Consider the following 20119-nt stretch of genomic DNA (forward strand, 5'->3'; position numbering starts at 1 on the left):
AGCATGGGGGGCACGCCCGGTCCCGTTCCGAACCCGGAAGCTAAGCCCCATCGCGCCGAGAGTACTGCGGGGTCAGCCCGTGGGAGGCCAGGGCGCCGCTGACCGGTGGACGGCACCGAGCCGCCATCGAGATTGAGAAGGGGGAGGCCTCGCGGCCTCCCCCTTTTTTGCGCTTATAGGGCCATCACTCCACTCTCGCTGTGTTTTTGACCCTCGTTTGTCGCATCTTCTGCGAACGGGCTACAATGTCATAGTCTGTGCAGCATGGAGGTGATTATGGCCGAAGCCGGAATCGGCGTTGATATCGTCGAGATTTCCCGAATGAAATCAATCCTTGAGAAGACACCCGCGTTTGCCCGGCGCGTGTTTACCGATGAAGAGCGCGCGTATTGCGATGCCTCGTCTCGTCCTGCCGCGCATTATGCCAGCCGTTTTGCTTCTCGCGAGGCGGTACTTAAGGCGCTTGGTACGGGTTTTAGCCAGGGCGTTGGCCGTAAAGACGTTTCCGTAACGCGCGATAAGCTCGGCAAGCCAAAAGCGCTGCTTTCGGGCCGTGCTCTCGAAATCGCCCAGGAATTGGGCGTTGTCGAGGTCGCTCTTTCTATTACTCTGACGGGTGACTTGGCTGTTGCTAATGCCATTGCGATCACCGAGGATGCTCGACCTAAACCCAAGGAAGAAAAGGTGAGCACGAAGGAGCGCGTTGCTCAGACATTTAAAGAGGCTCGTTCTGTCTTAGACGAGCTCGAACAGCTGCAACAATCTGCTTTGTCGGAACATCTGGATGATGATCCGCAAGATACGCTAGGAGCATAGATGAAACCGGTTTTGAGTACCGAGGAAGTCGTTCGCCTCGAAGATATTATCGAGCGTGAGGGTACCTCGAAGGCCGAACTCATGGAGTTGGCGGGCGAATTTGCTGCCAACGAGATTTTAAAGCTCAACCCCGATCGCGTTCTTGTATTGGTCGGTTTTGGCAACAATGGCGGAGATGGCTGGGTTGCCGCTGACATTCTGACGCATAAGGGCGTTGATGTAGATATCGTCTCTCCGGTTGAGCCGGATGAGATCCCTGCCGCTCTCGCTCGTCATGTCGCCCGTCGTACTGCTGGTCGCGACGTGCATGTGTGTGTCGGCCCCTCTCGTGATGAGCTGGAGGTGCTGATTGATAAGGCTGATGTTGTAGTCGATGCCATTTTTGGTACCGGTTTTCATGGTGATCTTCGTGCGCCGTTTTCAATCTGGATCCCCACGGTCAATGAAAATGCCGATCGCGTTGTCTCCATCGATGTTCCTTCGGGCCTGAATGCCGAGACGGGTGTGGTGGATGACGACTGCATTCGTGCCGAGCGTACGGTGACGATGATTGCTCCCAAGATCGGCTTATACAGCGCTGACGGTCCCGAATATTCAGGCGATCTGGTCTGCGGCGGTCTGTATGACCGCCTTGATGAGGTTATTGACGATGTCGACCATGCTGCCGAGATCGTGGAACCCGGTGACCTTGTGGACTATTTTGCTCCGCTGCCTACGAATATCGATAAGTACTCGCGCGGCTCGGTGCTCATTGTTGCCGGATCGGCGCAGTATCCTGGTGCGGCCATTATGGCTGCCAAGTCCGCTGCCCGTGCAGGCGCCGGCTATGTGGCAGTCGCGACTCCGGATGCGTGTGCCAACCTTATCCGCATGGCGCTCCCCTCGATTCCGGTCTTTGCTATTCCATCTGATTCCCGCGGTTCTTTTGGTGCCGCTGCGCGCATGACGGTATGTGAGATTGCCAAGAAATATAGCTGCGTGCTGTGTGGTCCCGGCATGACGACATCTGCCGGTGCCATGCAGGTGGTTTCGGGTCTGCTTGAGCTCGACGTACCGCTTATCTTGGATGCCGATGCTCTCAACTGCCTTGCCAAGATTGCAATCGATGGCATCGACAGTAATCCCGAGATGTATCGTCGTGAGCAGCCGCTCGTTATGACGCCGCATTATCGTGAGCTTTCGCGTCTCGTCGCCGGTGATGAGGTCAATGACCTTGGAACCGCGATTGCCGCCGCGCAAAAGGTTGTCTGGGCCGCCGGTTCCGATAACCTCGTTGTTATCGCTAAGGGCCCGACGACGGCCATTTGCGGTGTTGAGCGCGTGCTGCTGCCGCTCTCTGGCCCGGCGTCGTTGGCGACCGCTGGCTCGGGTGACGTCCTTGCGGGTATTCTGGCCGGCACGCTAGCCACCATGCGCGATGAGATGGACCGCTGGGAGCTGCTGTACTCGTATGCCGTCGCGCTTCATAGCTATGCCGGTTTTGCCGCGGCGACGGAGTTTGGCGAGAAGAGCGTTATCGCGACCGATCTTATCGACTTGATCGGTCCCGCCATGGAGTTGGCGGCAAAGGATGCGCTCGATGATCTGGGAATCACGGACGAAGGGTCGGATGACTAATTATGAATAAAGCCGATTTGACGCGTTGGTCCTGGGTCGAGATCGACCGCGGGGCGCTTCGCCGCAACACGAGGGCCTATAAGAATTTGCTGAATCCGCGTCAGCGCCTGTGCTGCGTGGTTAAAGCCGACGCTTATGGTCATGGAGCTGTTGAGTGCGCCAAGATTATGTATTCGGCCGGCGCCGACATGTTTGCCGTGGCGACGGTTAACGAGGGCGTTGAGCTCCGACAGGGCGGGATTACGAAACCCGTCCTTATCCTAAGCGAGCCGCCTATCGAGGCCATTCCGACGTTGCTCGAGTTCGATATCATGCCCTCGGTCTATACGTCCGACTTTGCTCTTGCGTATGGCGAATGTGCCGTCGCGGCGGGCAAGGTGGGCAAGTATCATCTCGCCATCGAGACGGGCATGAACCGCATCGGCGTACATTACACGCAGGTGCTCGACTTTGTCCGCGGTATTGATTTCCATCGCGGTATTCAGTGCGACGGCGTATTTACGCACTTCGCCACGGCCGATGAACCTTCGGGCTGGGACTACAAGCTGCAGTGCCAGCGCTTTACCGAGGCCGTTCAGGCCATTAAGGATGCGGGTTTTGAGTGCGGTATCGTGCATTGCGCCAACACGCCGTCCTCGATGCTCGACCCCTCGATGCATTTTGATATGATTCGCGCCGGCGTTGGCTTGTATGGCATGCAGCCGTGCGAGCTGAGTAGCCGTGTGATGCAGCTCGATCCCGTTATGAGCGTTCATGCGCGCGTGACGCGCGTGGCGCACCCTGCGATGGGCGAGGGCGTGGGCTACGGTTTTACCTACCGCGTACCGCGTACGCGCGTTCAGATCTGCACGCTGCCGATCGGTTATGCCGACGGCCTATCGCGTACGCTTTCCAATCGTATGGATGTGCTGTATCGCGGCGAGCGCGTGCGTCAGGTTGGCAATATCTGCATGGATCAGTTTATGGTCGCCATTCAGTCCAACCCGGCACACGAGATTCCCGAGGCCGAGTATGGTGACGAGATGATTATTGTCGGCCGCGATGGCGATGCCGAGATCACTATGGACGAGATGGCCCGACTGCGCGGAACGATTAACTACGAGGTCGCCTGCGGCTTTGGCATGCGTCTCGACAAGGTCTACGTGTAGGAGCCGCTATGGGCGTCATGCACATTCCCGGCCATACCCATCAGGCGCCACGTGAGGTCGCACTCGAGGAGATTGAGGCTGTTTTAGGCGACTGCCATCTCTGCCAGCTCTATCAGTCGCGCCATAACATCGTGTTTGGCGTGGGAAACCCCCACGCTCGCGTCATGTTTATTGGTGAAGCACCGGGTCGCAACGAGGATTTGCAGGGCGAACCTTTTGTGGGGGCGGCGGGTGAAGACCTCAACGGCATTTTGTCCCTGGCAGGTCTTAAGCGCGAGGACGTCTATATCGCCAACGTGCTTAAGTGCCGCCCGCCGGGAAACCGCAATCCGCGTCCCGAGGAAGTGCTGGCTTGCTCACCGTTTTTGCGCGAGCAGATTCGAAGCATCTGGCCCGATATCATCGTGACGCTCGGTAACCCCGCAACGCACTTTGTGCTCAAGACCGAGATCGGCATTACCAAGCTGCGCGGCAGGTTCCATCAGATGGGCCACTTTGTGGTGATGCCGACGTTTCATCCTGCGGCGGCGCTGCGCAATCCGGCGTGGCAGGAGTTGCTGGAGGAAGACTTTAAGATGCTTGGCGACTATCTGGAGCGGCACCCCGCGCCGGAGACCGCCTCGGAATAATAATAAGGAGCGTATATGTCCCTGGAGCGCCTGGGGGTAGGTACCTATAGAACGGCCCGTACTGCCGATACGGAGCATTTTGGCGAGCTGGTCGCACCGTGTCTAGAAGATGGCGATGTGCTGATCTTGACCGGCGGCCTCGGGGTGGGCAAAACCCACTTTACCAAGGGCGTTTCGCGCGCTCTGGGCGATGAGCATATGGTCACAAGCCCTACGTTCGCACTCATGGCCGTTCATGACCAAGGGCGTATTCCGCTGTTCCATTTTGATCTGTACCGCCTGGAGCATGCCTACGAGCTTGAGGATACGGGCATTTTTGACGTGCTGGGCTATGAGGGTGTTTGCCTGCTGGAATGGGGCGAGCAGTTTCAGGATGAACTGACAGATGAGTATCTTTCGGTGACGCTTAAGCGCGATGAGGACGACAGCGACGTGCGAACGATAACGCTCGAGGCACACGGCGAGCGCGCGATTGAGCTTTCCCATTTGATAGATAAGGCTGTACAAGATGAGCTTGCATAACGACAACGCGCTGGTGGTGGCGCTCGACACATCGACCGACATGCTTGCCTGCGCGGCAAGCTGGATTGACGTGCAGACAGGCGAGGCAAAGCTGGTAAGTGGGGACCATCTGTGTCGCCGCCATGCCAACGTGGAGCTCGTGAATACTGTTGATGACCTACTGAAGCAGGCCGGCCTGGATCGCAGCGATGTCGGCTGTTATGTGGTCGGTCGCGGTCCCGGCTCGTTTACGGGCGTGCGTATCGGCATCTCCACCGCAAAGGGTCTGGCGCACGGTGCCAATGTGCCGTTGCTGGGCGTGTCGACGCTCGATGCTTGCGCCTGGACGGCATGGAAGGCCGGCGTGCGCGGCAAGCTTGGTGTTCTTGCCGATGCCATGCGCGGCGAGGTGTACCCGGCGCTCTATGTGCTGGGGGATGAGGGCCCCGAGCGTCTGTTTGAGCGCGAGCGCGTGGTCAAGGCCGCCGTGGCGCTTGATGAGTGGCGCCAGACCGCGGACTGGGATCAGGTTCAGCTGACTGGTGACGGTCTCGTGCGTTATGGCAAACTGCTGGGCGAGGATGAGACGGCGCGCTGCGTGGAGCGAGACCTGTGGTGGCCCTCGGGCGAGGGCCTGCTGATGGCGCACGCCGCAGGCGATGGCGATCCGGCTCGCGTCTTGCCGATCTATACGCGCCTTTCGGACGCCGAGGAAAACGAGCGCAAGCGTCTGGGCCTTGCCGAGAGCGCGCAGAGTGAGGTGACAGGTGTTGCCGACGAGCTTGCCGGACGTCATCTGCAATTCCGCCCCATGGGCGCGGCGGATGCCGAGGGCGCGAGCGCACTGGAGACCGCCTGCTTTGAAGGCGCCGGACACGAGGCGTGGACGCCGGGCATGTTCCTGTCCGAGCTGGGCGAGGACGTTGCCGCGCCACGTAGCTGGTGGGTGGCGCACGACGACGGCCGTCTGCTGGGTCTTGCCGGCGGTATGGTCGTCGACGGGGACGTGCAGATTATGGACGTTGCCGTCGATCCGGCGCATCGCCGCGAGGGCATCGCCCGCAAGCTTCTGTCGCACGTGAGCTATGACGCGCAGATGCTCGGCTGCACCACGGCTTCGCTTGAGGTTGAGGACGGCCACGAGGCCGCAATTGCGCTCTATGCCGCTCTGGGCTTTACCGAGGCGGGTCGTCGCCGTGGCTATTACGGTGCCGGCAAGGATGCCATCGTCATGACGGCGCCGCTGCCCCTGGTGCTTCCTCTCGACAATGCCTCGCCCGAGCCGACGGCTGCCGAACAACGCGTATGGCCGCTGCCCGCGCCCAAGCGCTCTGCCGAGGAACGTGTCGAGATTGAGCGTCGCCGCCTAGTACTCGCTATCGAGAGCTCCTGCGACGAGACGGCCGTGGCAATTATCGATGCGGACGGCAATATGCTGGCCAACCAGGTGTCGACGCAGATCGATTTTCATGCTCGCTTTGGCGGCGTGGTGCCCGAAATCGCCTCGCGCAAGCACGTTGAGGTCATCGTGAGCGTCGTGGACGCGGCGCTCGAGGACGCCGCAGCGTCGCTGGGCCTTACAGGCGGAGCCATTGCACCAAGTGAGCTTGCCGCCGTGGGCGTGACGCAAGGTCCTGGCCTGGTGGGTGCCCTGGTGGTGGGTGTCGCCTTTGCCAAGGGCTTTGCGTATGCTGCCGGCAAACCGCTGGTGTGCGTCAATCATCTGGAGGGCCACCTGTTTGCCAACCTGTTGGCGCAGCCCGACCTCAAGCCCCCGTTTATCTTTACGCTCGTTTCGGGCGGGCACACCATGCTCGTGCACGTAAAGGCATGGGGCGACTACGAAGTGCTTGGCGAGACGCTGGACGACGCCGTGGGCGAAGCCTTCGACAAGGTGGCAAAGGCACTGGGCCTTGGCTATCCCGGAGGCCCCATCATCTCCAAACTTGCCGAGACGGGCAACCCCAAGGCGATCGATTTCCCCCGTGCGCTGAACAGCAGAGGGGACTACCGCTTCTCGCTTTCGGGCCTCAAGACGGCGGTGACGCTCTACATCGAGCAGGAGACCAAGGCCGGGCGCACGATTCACCTGCCCGACCTAGCGGCCTCGTTTGAGGCGGCGGTCTTTGACGTGCAGTACAAGAAAGCCAAAAACGCCCTGTATGCCACTGGGTGCAAGGAGTATTGCATCGGTGGCGGCGTCTCGGCCAATCCGCATCTGCGCGAGATGATGATCAAGAAGCTCGGGCGTCAGGGGATCCGCGTAACGGTGCCGCCCTTGTCTGCCTGCACCGATAACGCCGCCATGATCGCGGAGGTCGCTCGCCGTAAATTCGACCGAGGTGAAATCTCGCCGTTCGACGTCGACGCCGATCCAAACATGACGCTGTAGTCGTATGGGTGCGGTCCCCGACCGGAGGGGCCGGATATAAGGTTTCCTGCTCTACAGTCCTGCGCAAGACGAAGGCCACATTAAGTGGCCTTCTTTGCGTGCGGAACTCGCGATAAACCTTATATCCGGCCCCTCCGGTCGGGGACCTTTCTGTATCGATATAGCTTCTGAGCTGGTTTGGCGTCGACAGCGTCCAGCAAGGTCAACAAGCCAGCGTCGAATTTCCGGCGTTCTTTAGCTGAAAGAAAAAGTTGGTGTGCGGAGCTATGCTCCGCACATTTGGGATGGGAGCCCCTGAGAGCCGCGGGGGCCGGGCGGCGCATATGAACTTTATCGCGAGTTCCGCACGCAAAGGAAAGCACTTAATGTGCTTTCCGTCTTGCGCAGGACTGTAGAGCAGGAAAGTTCACATGCGCCGCCCGGCTCCCGCGGCTCTCAGGGGCAATTCTCATGCAAAAACTTTTGTTGGGTAAAGTCCGAGGTCAGTGGCGTTTTATACCGAGAAATTCAAAAAAGTGGAAAATTCATTACATATTTGCGTTGACTTTAGGTAACTAAAGTTTCATACTCCTTTTCAACCACTGGGGGATGTGAACACGCACGGATCGTTCACATCATGATTGAAGAGGATTTCTTAGACATGTTCACGCATCAGCTAAACATTATCAGCGTAGTAATTATCTGATGCGGGTTAGCACATACAGCTAGCCCGTACGATAACGGGCGGCTGATGAAGATGAGGGCCGTCGAGCGCAACCGACGGCCCTCATTTTTTATGTCTGGGAAGTTCTTTTTAGAGGAGGAAATGTAATGAACGGAGTTTTGCTCATGGTTGTGGCCGCGGCGGTGCTCGCCTGCGGCTATCTGGGCTATGGCCGATGGCTGGCCAACAAGTGGGGCGTTGACAAAGAGGCCCTCACGCCGGCCAAGCGCATGAAGGACGGCAACAGCTTCTCACCCGTCTCCGCCTTCACCGCGTTCTCGCACCAGTTCAGCTCGATCTGCGGTGCCGGCCCTGTTACGGGTACGATCGTCGCCATGGCCTTTGGCTGGCTTCCCGTCGTGCTCTGGGTCCTCGTCGGCGGCATCTTCTTTGGCGCCGTCCACGACTTTGGCGCCCTATACGCCTCGATGAAGAACAACGGCAAGTCCCTGGCTCAGCTCATCGAGAAGTACATCGGCAAGACCGGCCGTCGCCTGTTCCTGCTGTTCTGCTGGCTGTTCTGCATCATCGTTATCGCCGCTTTCACCGACATGGTCTGCAAGACGTTCATGTTCACCCCGGCCGTTGACGCTTCTGGTGCTGCTACCGGTGCCATCGACTTCACCAAGTCCTATGCCGCTGGCTGCGCTGGCACCATCTCCATCCTGTTCACCTTCGTCGCTATCGCCTTTGGTTGGGCCCAGAAGAAGTTCAACCTCACCGGCGCCGCCGAGTTCGTCACCGGTGTGGTCCTCATGGTTCTCATGTTCGCCGTCGGTATGCAGTTCCCGGTCTACCTGGATAAGTTCCAGTGGTTTGCCGTCGTCATGGTCTACCTGGTCTTCGCTGGCGCTATGCCCATCCAGATGCTCAAGACCCCGCGTGACTACCTCACTTCCATCATGATGATCGTCATGATTGCCTGCGCTGTCCTCGGCATCGTCGTCCTGGGCGTCAACGGTCAGGCCACTATCACCGCTCCGGTCTTCACCGGCTTCTCCACTGCCTCCGGCATGATGTTCCCGGTCCTGTTTGTCTCCGTCGCTTGCGGTGCTCTCTCCGGTTTCCACAGCCTCGTTTCTTCCGGCACCTCCTCCAAGCAGGTCGAGAAGGAGCAGGACGCCGTCAAGGTCGGTTACGGCGCCATGATCGTCGAGTCCTTCGTCGGCATCCTTGCCATCATCGTCGCCGGCATCATGTTCTCCGACATGAACACCGCCGGTACCGGCGCCCTTAACGCCGGTGTCGCTTCCACCCCGTTCCAGATCTTCGCCGCTGGCATCTCCCGCGGTATGCAGGCCTTCGGTGTTGACGGCACGCTCGCAACCGTCTTCATGACCATGAACGTCTCCGCTCTGGCCCTGACCTCGCTCGATGCCGTCGCCCGCATCGCTCGCACCTCGTTCTCCGAGTTCTTTGCCCAGACCAATGACGCCCTGGCCATCGAGTCCAAGGCCGGCTACATGAAGGTCCTCGGCAACCCCTGGTTCGCCACGGTCGTTACCCTGCTTCCTGGCCTCGCCCTCGCCTTTGGTGGCTATGCCAATATCTGGCCGCTCTTTGGTGCTTCTAACCAGCTGCTCGGCGGTATGACCATGATCACCCTCGCCGTGTTCTGCAAGTGCACCGGCCGCAAGGGTTGGATGCTCTACGTGCCCGTCGCCTTCCTGCTCTGCTGCACCTTTACCTCGCTGGTCCAGAGCGCCATGGGCTGCATGACCGCCGTCCAGGCCTACGGCTTCTTCGGCACCATCCCGGCTACCGCTACCACGGCCGCTGTCTCCGTCGCCGCTACCAAGGGCCTGCAGCTCGTCTTCGCCGTCCTGCTGATGGTCCTGGGCCTCATCGTTGCCGTCAACTGCCTCAAGGAGTTCTTCGGCAAGGAGGCCGGTTCCATGCCCGACGAGGAGCCCGAGTGGTCCGAGATGGGCAAGGCCGAGTATGGCCGCACTGCCGCCGCCGAGGCTCCCATCGACGCCGAGGCTGCCAAGGCCTAGTCAGCTTGATGAGCTAACCGTTCCATCCATATGACTCGGAAAGACCTGGTCCGCGACTGCGCGGGCCCGGTCTTTTTTCATGCAAAAGCGGGCGACGCCCGAGTGTTCTCGCAGATGTTTTGCGTGGATAAGGGCGTGCGTTGTACCATATAGACGTATATGTGTACATATGAAAGGGGCCCCGTGGCCAAGACGGTATATTCCGATAACCAAAACAATGTCGATGCCCTGGCTGAGCGTCTGAGCAGCCAGACGTCGCTTTCTGCCGAGCGCGCCAAGCTGGTTGCCTACGACCTGCTCTGCCGCAAGGCACTCAAGATCAAGTCGAGCGCGCTGGCTCAGATTTTCCGCTCCGTCGATAAGGAATGTGACACCAAGGCGATGCGCGATGAGCTCATCGCGGCAAAGATCGTTACCAAGATCGAGGGCAGCGGCATTAACGGCCGCCCTGCCTTTTACACCATTAATGCCGAGATTAACGATGCCCAGGAGCAGCCCGTCGAGGTTGCCGAAGAGGCCGTCGAGGACGTTGCCGAGGCGCCCGCTTCGGTGGAAACGGCTTCGCGCGAGCATATCGATACCGATGAGCTGCTCGATGAGAACGTCGTTCGCGCTTTTACCGCCAAGGCGGGTCGCGGCGGCTTTGGCGGGGGCGGCAAGCGCGATGCGCAGCGCCGCGCTCAGCAGGAGCGCTTCCGTCGCGCCGTGGCTCAAAAGGATGAGCTCGATACCGAGGCTGTTGAGACCGAGGTTGCTGTCGAGTCGCAGAAGCCCACGAAGGAGCAAAAGCTCGTGGAGGCCCAAGAGCCCAAGCGTCGTCGCGGTGCTCACTTTAAGGCTGCGCAGCAGGATGTCGCGCATGAGGCTGAAGAGCCTTCCGAGGTTGCAGACGATGTTGAGGAGTCTGCCAAAAGGGCTCCGGGTTCGTGCCGTCCCGGTCGCGGTTTTGCGGGACGCGCGTATCCCGTAAAGCGACAGGAGAAGGGCGAGTCGGCTTCGACCGCTCAGGCCGATAAGGCCGAACAAACCGAGAAAACCGTTGAGCCGGTGGCTCGCGAGCAGCAACCTTCCGAGTCGCATTCTGCGGCTGACACCGAGGTCAAAGCTCAACAGTCCGCTGATAAGCAGGCGGGGGAGAGCGCTTCGAGCAAGCCCCGCCGCCGTCGTCACCGTGGCGGCCGTGGCTCAAATGCCGAGACTGTGGCCGAGAAGGTAGCGACGCAAAGCAAGGATGCGAAGGCTGAGGCCCCGGCGGAGCAGCCCAAGCGCCAGCCGGCGAAGGGGGACAAGCCCGAACGTTCGCAAAAGAGCTCGTCCGCGCCAAAGCAAGAGCGCAAAGCTCAGGTAGATTCCAAGCGCAAATCCCAGACGCAGCCCAAACCGACTGCAAACGATGCGGCCGCCCAGCAGCCTGAGCCGTCCGCTCATGGCGAGGTTTCGGCGTTTGCTCTGGCCCGTGTCCTGGGCAGACAGTTGCTCAAGGTCGTTCCTACGCCAATGGCGCTCTCCAAGATTAAGGAGCAGCAGACTCAAATTGTTAAGGTCGAGGGCAAGGACGGCAAAAAGGCTCCGCAGCGCACTCAGCACAACGAGATGTCCAACCGCAAGATTGTCGAGGAGATTGCGATCATCCAGGCTTGGATTGAGCAGAATCGCGGTGCCGACACGCCGGTCGCTTCGCGTCGCCAGCGCGCCTACCAGATTTTTAACGATGAGAAGGCCTTTGACGGCAAGCACGGCGAGCGCCTGATTCGGCGTATGACCGAAAAAGGCATCAGCATGCAGGCGATTAAGGTCGCCCCTAACCGCCCCGTGCACTTTACGGGTTTCTTTACGCTGGGCGCCGACAAGCCGTTCATTATGGTCGAGAACCTGGACACCTATGACGAGATCGTCAAGCTCCTGCGCGGCCGCAAACACGCTAAGCTCTTTGGCACCAAGGTGGGTGGCGTGATCTTTGGCGGTGGCTGCAAGGCGAGCGTCTCGCATGCGTTGGATGATTATCTGGCCGAGATCGGCTATCGCTTTAATTATGTCTACTACGTGGGCGATATCGATCGAGAAGGTGCGCGCATTGTCGAGCAGACCCGTAACGCCAATGTGGTTGAGATTCGCCTGCATGCCGGCATGTATCGTGCCATGCTCGCCGAGCACAAGCGTCGCGTGAAGGCCGGCGGAGAGTGCGAGCCCGCGGCTGCCAACCAGGGTGTGCCGCAGAACCTGGCGGCGACGATCAAGGATCTGCCCATGGTCACGCGCGTACAGTTCCGCAACGTGCTGCGCGAGGGCGGACGCATTCCGCAGGAGATTCTGATGACCGCCGACTATCGGGATGGCGACTCGGGAAGCTTCGACCGCATGCTGAACAATTAGTTCCGCCGGCCCCGGGAGAGCGGGGACACCGACTTAGGTTTCCTGCTCTACAGTCCTGCTCACGACGGAGGCCACATTAAGTGGCCTCCTGTTCGTGCGGAACTCGCGATAAACCTAAGTCGGTGTCCCCGCTCTCCCGGGGCCGGCGGCTACTTGGTTGTCGCAGACGGCTCGCTTTTCGGAACTGGGCTGATATTTCTTGATGTAAGGCGCTCTTGGTCCTAATGGGCTTGGGGCGCCGCTCTTTTGGAGGTGGCTTTTTGGGAAATGCCTGAAAATCTACCTTTTGCAACTTCTCGTCCTGCACGAGAAGTTTCGGCCATAACTTCTCTTGTAGGACGAGAAGTTATGGCCGGCACTTTAGGAACGTCTCTAAGTGCCGGTTCGGCTGGAAAGTCGAGATGCGGGGGGCTCTCGACTGATATGGGACGGAGGGATTCCGCGTCCGCCTGGTCGGCGGCCGCGCCCCGCTGCGTCGCTTCGCTCCTTGCGTGCTGCGCTGGAAAACGCTTCGCGTTTCCTCAGCTCCGCACCCTTGCGGGTTCGAATCCCTCCGCTTGCCCACAAGAAAAACCTCCCGATCGGCTATGCGTTCGAGAGGTTTGTTTCTTTGGCTGGGACGGAGGGATTCGAACCCCCAACAGCCGGCACCAAAAACCGGAGTTCTACCGTTGAACTACGTCCCAATGTGTGGTGTTGCCCAAAAGCAACCCGTTTAGTTTACCTAATCTGCGAGGGCATCGCAAACGCCATCGAGCAGGCGTACGGCGAGTGTCTGCGCATCACTTGCGGTGAAGGTTCCGTTGTAGCGCGTCATGCCCGTGAGCTCAATGCGGATGCGCGCGGGCTTTTGCTGCGCGGCGACATTGGCGGTGCGGATGCGCTGCGCCAGGTTGTGACACTCGGCAAGGGCGATCGTGGCGCGCGGCGCTGCATCTGCGGGCAGCTCATCGCTTGCGATCTCGAGCACCAGGTCCACGTCGGTCGGAACCTCGGAATCGCAAAGCATCATGCCGCTGCTATCGGTCGTCGCCGTGGCGATGTTCCACATGCGCGATGCAACGCTACGCGCGATGGGGTCCTCACCGATGACGGCAATCTGGAAGCGTTCGAGCACGTTGGCGGCGCGGGCAAAACCGATGCGCGACTCGGCTTCGGTAACCGAGGGCTTGCCCTCCCACACGTGATGCAGGCGGTTGATATAGGCGTAGGTATCCTGGAACGCCATACCATCGGCAAACAGGCCAACATTTTCCTGGAACTGCTGCAGAGCGGCCTCGGTGTGCGGGCCAAAGTAACCGTCGTCCTCACCGCAGGCAAAGCCCAAAACGTTGAGCGCGCGCTGCAGGGCCTGAACGTCGGCGCCATGGAAATTGGGCATGCGCAGATAGAGCGTGCGGTCGCCCAGCTTATACGAGGCGTCTACCAGGGCGCTCCAACAGGGGATATCGACGGCACAGCCAGCGGCAAGGCCGCTATCGAGTCTAAAGGTGCCAACAGCCTGCTCGGTGGTGGTGCCAAAGCGCTTGTCGGAGACCTCGGCGTCATCGATTGTATAGCCGAGCTGCAGAAGGCGGGACTGCACGTCCTCGACGGCTGCTCCCTGCATGCCCGTTGTAATAGGTTCCATGAACGAACCCCTTTCGGCGTATCATTCGTACTATTTGAGCGCCTGTCGGATAGACGACGCAAAGAGATGCATAAACATACATTCAACAGTGTAGCAACTTGTACCCAAATGCGCTGCCGACAGGTTTTGCAACCCCCGCTAGTTGAGTCGCTCCACAAAGAAATCTGCCATGGAGAGGAACAGTTCGCGTGCATGCTGGTCGAGCGAAACGTCCTCGATGGCGGCCTTGGCTTTGGCGGTCAGGTCCAGCGCGTAGGCGTGGGCGTAATCGATAGAGCCGGTCTGTTGGAAGATCTCCACAGCACGTGCAAGTTGCGCGGGGTCCTCGGTGCCCGAGGAAAGGATTGCCTCGACCTCGTCGTGATAACGCTCGTCTGACAGGGCGTGCACGGCGACAAGCGTGTGCTTGCCCTCGGTGATGTCGGTGCGGAAGTCCTTGTTGGCGGCCTCTTTGGTGCCGATCAAGTTGAGCAGATCATCTTGGATCTGGAAGGCAAGGCCCGTGTGCAGGCCAAAGGCGCGCAGCGCCTCAATCTGCTCCTCGCTGCCGCCGCCGATAATGGCTCCGGCGGCAAGTGGCGTGGCTCCGCTGTAGTACGCGGTCTTGTGCGTCGCCATGTCCAGATAATCGTCGACCGAGATGTCAAAGCGCCCATCGCGGACCCAGCCCAAGTCGAGTGCCTGGCCCTCAATGGTGCGGACGATCATCTCGGTGAGCTCGTGGAGCACGCGGAGTTTCACGTCCGCCTCGAGCGTGGGGTCGTCGAGAACCGTCTTGGTGACCATGGTGAGCGCTAAATCGCCGCAGTTGATGGCGAGTCCCGTGCCCTCGGTAAGGTGCATGCAGGGCTTGCCGCGGCGCAGTTGGCCGTTGTCGGCGATGTCGTCGTGGATCAGCGCGCCCGACTGAAAGTGCTCGATGGCTGCCGCGGCGCTGCGGGCGCTCTCAAAGCTACCGCCCACTGCGGTCGCGGCGAGCATGCAGATGAGCGGGCGGTGGCGCTTGCCGGCATTGGCCGTAAATGCCGAGAGCGGGGTATACAGGTAACGCTCGATATCGGCGGAAGTCGCCTGTCCGTCAAAAAACGTGGCCAGATAGTCGTTAATCTGGTCAAAGTGCTGGGCTAAAAAGCTGGTAAACGGACTGGACACGGGTTCTCGCATTCTTTCTTAGGTTGCACTGTTGCATTATGCAGACAACATATTGCCACATTGGGGCGTCGAGCGCGGCGGTTGAAGACGATTGAGTCTTGCGGTCGCAAACGCGGTGAGGGGCTCGGCTAGATAAGCCCAAAGTGTTCGAGCGCGGTGACGACGCCGTCGTGGTCGAAGCTGTCGGTTACGTAGTCGGCCTTTTCCTTGAGGAAGTCCGGCGCGTTGCCCATGGCGATGCCAACATCGACCGCCTCCATGAGGGCGATGTCGTTGCTCGCGTCGCCAATGCCATATACGGTGCCGTGGTCTGGTCCCAGGGCGTCAAGCACAGCCTTGATTCCGGCCCGTTTGGTGCACTCGCGCGGCGAGATTTCTGTGACCTCGAGCTCGAGCTCGTTGAGGCAGAGCAGAGGTCCAAGCTCTTCATCTTGGGCGATGCGGTTGGCAAGTGGTGTGGACATAAGAATTTTATAGGCGTTGTAGTGCTCAAGTTGCGTGACGGCGTCGCCCACGGTGCGTGCGTAGCCGTACGTCTCGGGGGCATCTGCACTCATGCGCACGACGCGATCGATGCCCTCAAAGCGAATGACCTCGCCCGATTGCTCGAGATAGGGGGCGAGGCGCTGTAGCAGACCAGGGTTTATGGCTGCATTTCGCACGATACGCCCCTCGAGTTCGGCGTAACCGCCCGCGAGGCACACGACGCCTGCCCACGGCAGCTCGAGCAGCTTGGGATGGATGCAGCTGAGGGTGCGCCCCGTACAGATAAAGGCTTTGTTGCCGTTGGCGACAAACGTGCGAATTGCCTGTGCAACCGTCTCGTTGGGATAGGGGGAGAGGTCTCGCTCACCCTCGGGAAGCTCCTGGGCAAGTCTGGGATCTTGCCAGGCGAGCGTACCGTCGATGTCGAAGAAGCAGACATTGCCATGCTTTTTGGTGGCGTCGGCGGCATGAGAAGGCGAGGCGGCGAATGCAAAACCCGGTTCGAGTCCCATAATCCGATCAAAGTGCTCTTTGACGCGGGGTACCGAGATGCCGATGATTACCTGAGCGGTCTTGCCGGTGACGATGAGGCCTTTGGCACCCGCTGCGACAAAGGTCGCATTGTCCGCGACGATGGAGGGGTCCACGACTTCGACGCGCAGCCGCGTGGCGCAGTTGGTTGCGCCCACAATGTTGGAGACGCCGCCCAGAAGCGTCACAACCTGCTCGGCGAGCAGATGATCTTGTGAGGCCTGGTCGCCGGAAGCGCCGGTTTTGGATGAGCGCTTTTCGTCAACGTCGTCTCCCGTCAAGCGCGAGAGCGCCGCGTTGCTGGCGATGTGGTCCTCGCGTCCCGGGGTTTTAAGGTCAAAGGTCAGGATAAGACCTCGAAAGCTCAGAAAGAAGATGACGCTAAAGATGAGTCCGATTCCGAGTGCCAAAAGGTAGGAGCCGGCATGCGTCCGCATGAGCGGGATAAAGTTGAAGGCAGCCATTTCCATAAAACCGCCCGAGAAGATGCCGACGACGCCAAAGAAGTTCATGGCCATGGCGAGGCAGGAAGATAGGACGGCATAGAGCAAAAAGAGTCCGGGATAGGTGAACATAAAGAGAAACTCGAGCGGTTCGGTGACGCCGCAGACCACTGAGGCAACAATGGCGGGAACCAGGATGACCTTGAGGGCAGCGCGGCGCTCGGGCTTTGCGGTGGAGTAGAACGCAGCCGCGATGGCAGGAAGGCCAAAGAGCTTGACCCAGCCGGTGGCGGTAAAACCGGCCCACGGCGCAAGCTCATTGAGGGGGCGCGTGCTATGGGAGAGAATGGGGAGCAAATTGGTCCACGTGGCGTAGATGCCGTCGTTAATGACCAGGTTGTCGTAGTAGATCGGCATGTAGAGCAGGTGGTGCAGCCCCATGGGCTCGAGTGCTCGTTCTAAAAAGACAAAGATGCCTACGCCAAAGGGGCCGACGCCCACAAGTGCGTGGCGTAGCGTTTCGGTCGCTGCGTATACGAAGGGCACGATGGCGGCCGAGATGGCGGCAAGGGCGAACACGGCAAAAAAGCTGATGAGGTAGACCAGCGAGGAACCCGAGAAGGTACCGAGCCAATCGGGAACCTTGGCATCGTAGAAGCGGTCATGGATGGCGACGACGGTTGCCGACACCGCCAGCGGGCCGATAATGCCGGTGTCGAGTGTCTTGATGCCGTCGATGATGGTGATGCCGCTAGCGGAGGTCAAAGACGATGGGTACTTAAGTCCAAGGTTGTCTCCGCTCAGCTTGATGATCTCGCTCAAAAAGAAGCAATAGGCAAAATAGGCCACGAGCGCCTCGAGGCAACAACGTGCCGGTTGCTTTTGGGCAAGGCCGATGGGCAGCGCTACGGCAAAAAGGAGCGGAAGTCGTTTAAAGACCGTCCACGAACCACGCTGGATGATAGTCCAAAAAACGTACCAAGGGGTTCCGTATACGGCGAGGTCGCCGACGATATCCGCAGACGTTGCGAGGGCGGAGACGCCGACCATAAGGCCCGATATGGAAAACAACATGGCGGGCGCGAACATTGCCCCGCCAAAGCGTTGGATTTTTTGCAGCATGTTCTGCCTCCCGAATATCGAGGCGCGTTGCGCGTGGTGAAACGTTTAAACAATGGATTCATTGTAGAGGACCAGACGATTGTCGTACCGGCAGTTTTGAGCGAAACCGGTTTGGGCGCGACGGAAACCGTCAACGGTTAAATCCTGTCGCTTTGCCGATAATCGGTTTAAACAACTTCAAGAAATGCTATCGTGCCTAGCCATACATATTCATTAGAGGTGAAGTCATGCCAAAAGCGATTTACGAAGGAATCTACCGCGAGATCCGTTCGCGCATCATTAACGGGACTTATGCGTTTCAGGAGATGCTGCCAACCGAAGCCGAGCTAACCGCGGAGTTTGGCTGCACGCGCAATACCGTTCGACGCGCCTTGAGCATGCTGGCCGACCAGATGTTTGTGCAGCCTATACACGGCAAGGGCGTGCGCGTTATTTGGCTCAAGGGCGAAACCGACATGCTGGGCGCACTCGAGGAAGTCGAGTCGTTTGGCGAATTTGCAAAGCGCAACAATGCCGTTGCATCGACGGACGTTAAGTCTTTTGAACATTTGATTTGCACCGAGCAACTCTCTCGTCGCCTGGGCTTTAAGGTGGGCGAGGAGTTGATTCGCGTGGTGCGTGTCCGAAGCCTTAACGGCAATGCGCGCCAAGTAGACCATGGTTACTTTTTGGAGTCAATCGCCAAGGGCCTGACGCCCGAGATCGCCGCAAAGTCAATTTACGACTATCTGGAGCACAAACGCGGCGTCAAGGTGATGGCGAGTCGCCGTACAGTGAGCGTCGAGCTTGCCAACGATGAGGACTGCAGCTATCTTGACCTCGGCAAATACAACTGCGTTGCCGTCATGGAGAGCCAGTCGTACACCTCGGACGGCATCTTGTTCGAGGTCACGCATGCCCGCACGCATCCCGAGATCTTCCACTACCGCGTCAACTCCAAGCGATAGCCGGCTAGCTCGCAGCCTGACGAGACTCATGCCCTCAAAGCGAAAACGCCCGGTCAAACCGACGATGCATCGGCTTGACCGGGCGTTTTCTCTGCATTCGATAACAAATAATTGTTTATACAAAACTTGTCAAGTATCAAGTTGAAATTACCGTTCACCGAAGTTTTTCTACCGCTCTAGTAATACTTGTTCAAACAACTAGCCAAATAGCGTATCGTTCAAATCAGCAAAAGGGGCAAAGTCCCCGAGCCAATCTCCGAAGGCGGCGGCAAAGGGTGCCGCCACGGTGTGAAAGGGTGGATTGTAATGAAGAACGAAATGAGCAGAAGGCAGTTCCTGGGCTTTGCTGGTTCCGCGGCTGCGGTTCTTGGTCTGGGTCTCGTGGGCTGCGGTGGCTCCGCCGGCTCCGGCTCCTCTGCTTCTGGTGACGCTGCCGAGGTCTACTTCCTCCAATTCAAGCCCGAGGTCGACAAGGAGTGGAAGGAGATCGCCAAGGCGTACAAGGAGGAGAAGGGCGTCGAGGTCAAGATCGTGACCGCCGCCTCCAACACTTACGAGGAGAAGCTCAAGTCCGAGATGTCCAAGAGCTCCGCTCCGACCCTGTTCCAGGTCAACGGCCCCACCGGTCTTAAGAACTGGAAGGATTACTGCGCCGATCTGTCCGATACCAAGCTCCGCGGTGAGCTCATTGACGACTCCCTGGCTCTGCAGTCCGATGGCAAGGATCTGGGTATCGACTGGGTCCAGGAGAGCTACGGCATCATCTACAACAAGCAGCTGCTCGAGAAGGCTGGCTACAAGGCCGAGGACATCAACTCCTTCGACAAGCTGAAGGCTTGCGCTGACGACATCCAGGCCCGCAAGGACGAGCTCGGCGTTGACGGTGCCTTCACTTCCGCCGGTATGGATGACTCTTCCAGCTGGCGCTACACCACCCACCTCGCCAACCTCCCGCTCTACTACGAGTTCGAGAAGGAGCACAACCAGGAGGACGACGAGATCAAGGGCGAGTATCTCGACAACTTTAAGCAGATCTTCGACCTGTATATCACCGACTCCACCTGCGATCCTTCGCAGCTTGCCTCCAAGACCGGTGACGACGCCACCAACGAGTTCGCAACCGGCAAGGCCGTCTTCTATCAGAACGGCTCTTGGGCCTACGCTGACCTCACCAAGGCCGGTATGACCGACGACCAGCTCGGCATGCTGCCGATCTACATCGGCGTCGACGGCGAGGAGAACCAGGGCCTGTGCTCCGGCGGCGAGAACTACTGGTGCGTGAGTTCCCAGGCTTCCGAGGATGCTCAGAAGGCCACCGAGGACTTCATGTACTGGTGCGTCACCGCTGACACCCCGACCAGCATCATCGCCGACAAGATGGGTCTGACCGCTCCGTTCAAGAGCGCCAAGGAGACCACCAACGTCTTCTCGCAGCAGGCCGTTGCCATGGCCAAGGATGGCAAGAAGACCGTCGCTTGGGACTTCGTCTACATCCCCTCTGAGGAGTGGAAGAAGAACCTCAAGCAGGCTCTCATTGCTTATGCTGCCGACAACACCAAGTGGGACGGCGTCAAGAACGCCTTCGTCGATGGCTGGAAGACCGAGAAGGCTGCTTCCGAGTAAGCAGTTGCT

General features: G+C 59.3%; 13 protein-coding genes, 1 tRNA gene and 1 rRNA gene. 11 read left to right on the plus strand and 4 right to left on the minus strand.

Translation table 11 applies throughout. The features are described 5' to 3' along the window. The 9 genes from rrf to AAAX73_RS07165 form a co-directional block, all read left to right on the plus strand. A 5S ribosomal RNA gene (rrf, locus tag AAAX73_RS07125) occupies positions 1-104 on the plus strand; the annotation flags it as partial. Between the two features lie 172 nt (positions 105-276). Then, a complete protein-coding gene (acpS, locus tag AAAX73_RS07130) occupies positions 277-816 on the plus strand; it encodes a holo-ACP synthase (RefSeq protein ID WP_349125495.1) in 540 nt (179 codons plus the stop codon). Continuing rightward, on the plus strand, positions 817-2433 hold the full coding sequence (locus AAAX73_RS07135; RefSeq protein ID WP_349125496.1) for an NAD(P)H-hydrate dehydratase: 1617 nt from the start codon (positions 817-819) through the stop codon (positions 2431-2433). A gap of 2 nt (positions 2434-2435) precedes the next feature. Beyond that, a complete protein-coding gene (alr, locus tag AAAX73_RS07140) occupies positions 2436-3581 on the plus strand; it encodes an alanine racemase (RefSeq protein WP_349125497.1) in 1146 nt (381 codons plus the stop codon). Between the two features lie 8 nt (positions 3582-3589). Further along, complete coding sequence (locus tag AAAX73_RS07145) at positions 3590-4210, plus strand: uracil-DNA glycosylase (protein WP_349125498.1); 621 nt, start codon at positions 3590-3592, stop codon at positions 4208-4210. A 15-nt stretch (positions 4211-4225) separates the two neighbouring features. After that, complete coding sequence (gene tsaE / locus AAAX73_RS07150; protein ID WP_349125499.1) at positions 4226-4732, plus strand: tRNA (adenosine(37)-N6)-threonylcarbamoyltransferase complex ATPase subunit type 1 TsaE; 507 nt, start codon at positions 4226-4228, stop codon at positions 4730-4732. Beyond that, the gene (tsaD, locus tag AAAX73_RS07155; RefSeq protein WP_349125500.1) at positions 4719-7103 is read left to right on the plus strand and encodes a tRNA (adenosine(37)-N6)-threonylcarbamoyltransferase complex transferase subunit TsaD; all 2385 of its coding nucleotides are present in this window, start codon (positions 4719-4721) and stop codon (positions 7101-7103) included. The genes tsaE and tsaD overlap by 14 nt, the downstream gene beginning before the upstream one ends. 810 nt (positions 7104-7913) lie before the next feature. Next, complete coding sequence (locus AAAX73_RS07160; RefSeq protein ID WP_349125501.1) at positions 7914-9803, plus strand: carbon starvation CstA family protein; 1890 nt, start codon at positions 7914-7916, stop codon at positions 9801-9803. 183 nt (positions 9804-9986) lie between these two features. Then, positions 9987-12176 carry a hypothetical protein gene (locus AAAX73_RS07165; protein WP_349125502.1) on the plus strand — a complete coding sequence of 730 codons (2190 nt, stop codon included), beginning with the start codon at positions 9987-9989 and terminating at the stop codon, positions 12174-12176. Positions 12177-12787: 611 nt separating this feature from the next. Here AAAX73_RS07165 and AAAX73_RS07170 read toward each other — a convergent pair. The 4 genes from AAAX73_RS07170 to AAAX73_RS07185 form a co-directional block, all read right to left on the minus strand. Next, positions 12788-12862, minus strand: a tRNA-Gln gene (locus AAAX73_RS07170). Positions 12863-12900: 38 nt separating this feature from the next. Next, positions 12901-13806: a peptidoglycan-binding domain-containing protein gene (locus tag AAAX73_RS07175; RefSeq protein WP_349125503.1), complete on the minus strand. Its 906-nt coding sequence runs from the start codon at positions 13804-13806 to the stop codon at positions 12901-12903. Positions 13807-13944: 138 nt separating this feature from the next. Further along, positions 13945-14958: a polyprenyl synthetase family protein gene (locus AAAX73_RS07180; RefSeq protein ID WP_349125504.1), complete on the minus strand. Its 1014-nt coding sequence runs from the start codon at positions 14956-14958 to the stop codon at positions 13945-13947. A 128-nt stretch (positions 14959-15086) separates the two neighbouring features. Beyond that, on the minus strand, positions 15087-17540 hold the full coding sequence (locus tag AAAX73_RS07185) for a PTS transporter subunit EIIC (protein WP_349125505.1): 2454 nt from the start codon (positions 17538-17540) through the stop codon (positions 15087-15089). Positions 17541-17767: 227 nt separating this feature from the next. Between AAAX73_RS07185 and AAAX73_RS07190 the strand changes: the two genes are divergently transcribed. Together AAAX73_RS07190 and AAAX73_RS07195 are read left to right on the plus strand one after the other, a co-directional pair. After that, the gene (locus AAAX73_RS07190) at positions 17768-18487 is read left to right on the plus strand and encodes a GntR family transcriptional regulator (protein ID WP_195247228.1); all 720 of its coding nucleotides are present in this window, start codon (positions 17768-17770) and stop codon (positions 18485-18487) included. Between the two features lie 306 nt (positions 18488-18793). After that, positions 18794-20110: an ABC transporter substrate-binding protein gene (locus tag AAAX73_RS07195; protein ID WP_349125506.1), complete on the plus strand. Its 1317-nt coding sequence runs from the start codon at positions 18794-18796 to the stop codon at positions 20108-20110. Positions 20111-20119 lie beyond the last annotated feature (9 nt).

It is taken from the genome of Collinsella sp. CLA-ER-H9 (assembly GCF_040092295.1).
Taxonomy (GTDB): Bacteria; Actinomycetota; Coriobacteriia; order Coriobacteriales; family Coriobacteriaceae; genus Collinsella.